This is a genomic window from Candidatus Macondimonas diazotrophica (genome assembly GCF_004684205.1).
GTDB lineage: Bacteria > Pseudomonadota > Gammaproteobacteria > UBA5335 > UBA5335 > Macondimonas > Macondimonas diazotrophica.
Genome location: NZ_SRIO01000038.1, coordinates 1 through 4416, shown reverse-complemented (window position 1 = coordinate 4416; position 4416 = coordinate 1). Strand labels below are relative to the sequence as shown.

Sequence of the window (4416 nt, the reverse complement as noted above, 5' to 3'; positions counted from 1 at the left end):
GCAGCATGGGACGCAGCACGGGCCGCAGCATGGGACGCAGCACGGGACGCAGCATGGGATGTCATCCGCGCACTTGTCGCATGGGACTCTGCGGCCGACCTGGTGGACCTACCCCCGGACGTGCTGCGCACCATGGCCGACCTGGCACCCGAGCCCGTGAACCATCAGGCTGTGCTGCTGTTGCCTTGGGCCATTGTAAAAACCATTGAGGAGAGTAAGTCATGAGTACGAACAATGAGGCAATTCGTGAACTGGTTACCCGTATGCGCCGAGTGGAGACACGCCTCACCGCGTACATGGTGAGTCAGGGTGTAGAAGTTAACGCTCACCCACGCTGGGTAGTTACAGCAGAGGACGATGGGTATGTCGATGTGCCAGCATTAACCACGTCACTAGTGGCCTGTGTGTCTGTGATCCCCAAGGACTACCCGTTCGATGAGGTAGAGGTCCGGTGTGGAGGCTCGCGCATTGCCATGCTGGACATGGCTGGTGTAGGGTTGTAGTCTATAGTAAGTACGTAGACGGAGACATGAAATGGTAAATAACGATGGGGCAATGCACGAATACGACGACAAAACAGTCATTCCTGAGTTGAGATCGCAGCTTGGATTGAGTCTCGGGAATGGCTCGTCCATGTTGAAAAAAGCATATTTTTCAGCGCCTTCAATCGACATTAACGATTATGATCGAATCGTCCTTTGCATGTCGGGAGGCAAAGACTCGATTGCCTGTCTCCTAAACCTAATCGACATCGGTGTTGATCTAAGCATGGTCGAGCTGTGGCACCATGATGTAGATGGCCGCGAGGGATCGACATTGATGGACTGGCCTTTCATGGCAGATTACAACCGCCAGCTTGCCGCCGCGTTCGGTTTGCCAATTTACTTTTCATGGCTGGAAGGTGGGTTTGAAGGGGAAATGCTCAAGGAAGACTCGTACAGCCGTCCCCACCACGTAGAAACCCCTGACGGTCTCATTACCCTGGATCGTGACACGCGGCGAGCGAAGCCCGGGACACGAATGAAGTTTCCGCAGGTGTCGGCAAATCTCCAGACACGGTGGTGTAGTTCTGCGCTCAAAATCGACGTTGGCAGGCGAGCGCTTAACAATCAGTCACGATTTGATGGAAAGAAAGTGCTCTTCATTACGGGGGAGAGGCGCGAAGAAAGCTCGAACCGAGCAAAGTACAACCAGCTTGAACCACATGCCTGTGATCGTCGAGCAGGCCGAAAGGCTCGCCATGTCGATTCTTGGCGGCCAGTGCTCCATTGGAGTGAGGATAAGGTGTGGGACGCTTTGCGCCGGCACAGTGTAATCGCCCCGGTGCCGTACCGTCTGGGCTGGGGTCGGTCGTCCTGCATGAAGTGCATTTTTAACGATGCGGTGATCTGGGCTACGCTGAGACACCACTTTCCGGGCAGCCTAGACGCCATTGCCGCCTATGAGGAGCGCTTTGAGACAACTATAAATCGCAACAGGATTAGCATCCTGGACGTATCTAAACAGGCTAGCCCGTTGGAAATCGGTGACGAAGAAGCATTCATACAGGCTATGAAGCGGGAGTATTCGTTACCTGTTATCCAGAACTCATCGAACTGGATTTTGCCTCCAGGTGCTTATGCAAAAACTGGTTGTGGCCCTTCGTAACAACCAGTATTTCCGTTGAGAGAGTGAAATCTGTGAATTAACGCCAAGGGACAGACCAACCAGATATTCCGATCCCCCCCGTGGGCCATCGTGCGGAGTAATACATGAACACCGAAAAAACGTACAGATTGCGGGCATACTTTACCTATGACGGTGATTACGTGCTTGTACAGCACAAACTGGCAGACAAGCTGAGCAACCTGTTTGTGTTTGTCAGCGCCTATCAGTTCGCAGTGCTGGAGGACCGTAATGGGTTCATCCCTACACAGGTCAGCACGTGGCGATGGGACCCAAACGTAGACCTGGTATCTGGTCAGCCGGGAGCGATGTGGTTGCCGGAGGATGCGCCACGGTTCGCTACCCTGGAGCAGGCTGTAGCGTACATTGACATTACTCAGCGGTAGGAGTCACCAATGACCACAACACCATGGGCACACCTGCCCAACGCCAGGCACATCGACGCCGTGCTGGCTTACATAAACGAAAGACCACGAGCAGCAAGCAGAGTAGATTGGGGTACAGAGTGGGACGTAGCCCTCAATGTAGTAAACTCCCAACTAGCAGACATAGCACTACCATGGCGCCGCGCAGTTAGAATACTGGACAGCGTAAAGCCGTTTAAGAATAAGGATGCCGACTTCGGTGTATTGCGGTCTGCGGCGCGGTACGCTATATGTGCGCTTCGTAAGTGGGACGAGGCTGCCGACCTGCTGGACCTACCCCCTGACGTGCTGCGCACCATGGCCGACCTGGCACCAGAGCCTGTGAAGCATCAGGCCGTGCTGCTGTTGCCGTGGGCACTGGTGCGGGCGAGCACTGCGGAGGACCAGTCATGACCACAGCACCATGGGCACACCTGCCCAACGCCAAGCACATCGACGCCGTGCTGGCCGACGTGAATACAAGGCCGGAGGTGTGGAAGGCAGCACGGGACGCAGCGTGGGACGCAGCATGGATCGCAGCACGGGACGCAGCGTGGGACGCAGCATGGATCGCAGCACGGAGCGCAGCACGGGCCGCAGCACGGAGCGCAGCGTGGGACGCAGCACGGAGCGTAGCGTGGGACGCCATCCTCGCACTCATCGCATGGGACTCTGCTGCCGACCTGATGGACCTGTCGCCCGACGCACTGCGCGTCCTGATTGATGTGGCGGCACCGCCCGTCTGCCACCAAGCCGCGATGCTGTTGCCGTGGGCTGTCGTGCGGGAGAGCCAGACATGAAGATTCGTACAGACATTACAGATGACGCAGCAGTTGCTGCCCTACCTGCTCAGCGCCGCAGTAAGGAATACTACCTGGGTAAGGGACTACACTTGGTGGTAAATGCCACTGGCGTTCGGCAATTCGTGGTGTACGGCCGAGCTGTTACAGCCGAAGGGTGGGTAAAATCCAAGCCACATGTGATTGGCTACTGGCCCACGATTGGCCTGAAGAAAGCCCGCGAATACGCCTTCCACTATCGCGCCAGGCAGGCAGTAAGCGCTACACTGCCATGCACCCCCCGCAGTGCGACACGCCCGTGCGAGCCTATCCTGCTGCGAGACACACTCCAACTACCGTGGTCACCAAAGGACACCGAAGATGCGAACTGACATAAAGTGTAGAGTCTGCAAGGCTATGGCATACGAGCGAATCAGCCCTGCGGCTGTCGGCGGGGGCGCGTATTACTGCGCCAACTGCGGAGATGCAAAGCCGCTGAACGCCTTTGACGCAGACAAGGCGCCCCTGCAACAGGACGCCGCCACCCCAACGCATATCTGTCGGTACCGAGAGGCACTGCAATACCTGCTGGACCCTGAAGGACTCGGGCTGCTGACAGATGGGGAGGTTGGCGCGTATGTCAGGAAAGTGCTGGACGAGGTGGTTGGCACCTGAGCCCCTGCGTGGTACAGTATCGCGCACCACCTACACTACGGACGAGTATCATGCATGTAAATGTACTTGTAAAGTTGTTGGATAACATCACCTTGCCAAAGTATGCCACCGCAGGGAGTGGTGCGGTAGATTTGCAGGCCAACATCAGTCGTGCGCTACGTATTCTACCTGGGGCGGTCAAGACTGTGCCTACGGGGCTGGCAGTTGCCTTGCCGGAAGGATACGGCATGTTCATCTCATCCCGCAGCGGGCTGGCGATCCAGCATAACATCATCGTGCTCAACGCCCCCGGCTTGATCGACAGCGATTACCGTGGGGAAGTGCGGGTGGTATTGAAAAATACCGGAGATACTGTATTCTTTATCCACCCTGGCGCGCGTGTTGCACAGGCATTTCTGGTACAGTTGCCAACCATCCAGTGGAGGGTAGTGCAGGATTTGCCTGATACAGATCGTGGTGCTGGTGGGTTCGGTCACACAGGAACAGCATGAGGTAACACCATGAGCAAAACTTACGATGTACTGCCCGGTATCGAGATTCCCCCGGTCCAGCGTACTGGCCGGCGAGGCAGCAAGTATCCGTTCGCCACCATGCCGGTGGGGTCCATGTTCTTCATCCCCGCAGAAGAAGTACCCAAGTCGTTCAGCTCGCAGCGCAACGCCGCGCAGCGCCGGCTGGGCTACAAGTTCGTGTCACGGATGGTGACGCTGGACGGCCGTGAAGGTGTGGGCTGCTGGCGGATCGAGTAACCTCTCTGCCCCGCCAGCAAGGTAGGCGGCGGGGCGTTATTGTATTGTAGGTATACTGTATGTGGCAGTCAGAGAAGTACATGGCGTTTGACTTCGAGACCTCCGGCACCCTGCCGGAGTACGCCTTGCAGCCGTCGACCGTCT

The 4416-nt window shown here is 56.8% G+C and carries 8 protein-coding genes; all 8 read left to right on the top strand.

Translation table 11 applies throughout. The features are described from left to right. Positions 1–225, top strand: a 225-nt coding sequence (locus E4680_RS13455) for a hypothetical protein (protein ID WP_205688945.1), incomplete at its 5' end; no start/stop codon positions are given. Between the two features lie 309 nt (positions 226–534). Beyond that, complete coding sequence (locus E4680_RS13450; protein WP_205688944.1) at positions 535–1647, top strand: phosphoadenosine phosphosulfate reductase domain-containing protein; 1113 nt, start codon at positions 535–537, stop codon at positions 1645–1647. A 104-nt stretch (positions 1648–1751) separates the two neighbouring features. Then, on the top strand, positions 1752–2051 hold the full coding sequence (locus tag E4680_RS13445) for a hypothetical protein (protein WP_135282937.1): 300 nt from the start codon (positions 1752–1754) through the stop codon (positions 2049–2051). Between the two features lie 9 nt (positions 2052–2060). Further along, the gene (locus E4680_RS13440; RefSeq protein ID WP_135282936.1) at positions 2061–2483 is read left to right on the top strand and encodes a hypothetical protein; all 423 of its coding nucleotides are present in this window, start codon (positions 2061–2063) and stop codon (positions 2481–2483) included. After that, positions 2480–2869: a hypothetical protein gene (locus E4680_RS13435; RefSeq protein WP_135282935.1), complete on the top strand. Its 390-nt coding sequence runs from the start codon at positions 2480–2482 to the stop codon at positions 2867–2869. Before E4680_RS13440 ends, E4680_RS13435 begins: the two co-directional genes overlap by 4 nt. A 396-nt stretch (positions 2870–3265) precedes the next feature. Further along, a complete protein-coding gene (locus E4680_RS13430) occupies positions 3266–3523 on the top strand; it encodes a hypothetical protein (RefSeq protein WP_135282934.1) in 258 nt (85 codons plus the stop codon). Positions 3524–3573: 50 nt separating this feature from the next. Continuing rightward, entirely contained in the window at positions 3574–4014 is a 441-nt protein-coding gene (gene dut, locus E4680_RS13425) for a dUTP diphosphatase (RefSeq protein ID WP_135282933.1), read from the top strand. Positions 4015–4023: 9 nt separating this feature from the next. After that, positions 4024–4272 carry a DUF7303 family protein gene (locus E4680_RS13420; protein WP_135282932.1) on the top strand — a complete coding sequence of 83 codons (249 nt, stop codon included), beginning with the start codon at positions 4024–4026 and terminating at the stop codon, positions 4270–4272. Positions 4273–4416 lie beyond the last annotated feature (144 nt).

Coding starts and splice junctions, on each gene's coding strand:
- E4680_RS13430 (WP_135282934.1), top strand. CDS start 3,266: ATGGCATACGAGCGAATCAGCCCTGCGGCTGTCGGCGGGGGCGCGTAT.
- E4680_RS13440 (WP_135282936.1), top strand. CDS start 2,061: ATGACCACAACACCATGGGCACACCTGCCCAACGCCAGGCACATCGAC.
- E4680_RS13450 (WP_205688944.1), top strand. CDS start 535: ATGGTAAATAACGATGGGGCAATGCACGAATACGACGACAAAACAGTC.
- E4680_RS13435 (WP_135282935.1), top strand. CDS start 2,480: ATGACCACAGCACCATGGGCACACCTGCCCAACGCCAAGCACATCGAC.
- E4680_RS13445 (WP_135282937.1), top strand. CDS start 1,752: ATGAACACCGAAAAAACGTACAGATTGCGGGCATACTTTACCTATGAC.
- dut (WP_135282933.1), top strand. CDS start 3,574: ATGCATGTAAATGTACTTGTAAAGTTGTTGGATAACATCACCTTGCCA.
- E4680_RS13420 (WP_135282932.1), top strand. CDS start 4,024: ATGAGCAAAACTTACGATGTACTGCCCGGTATCGAGATTCCCCCGGTC.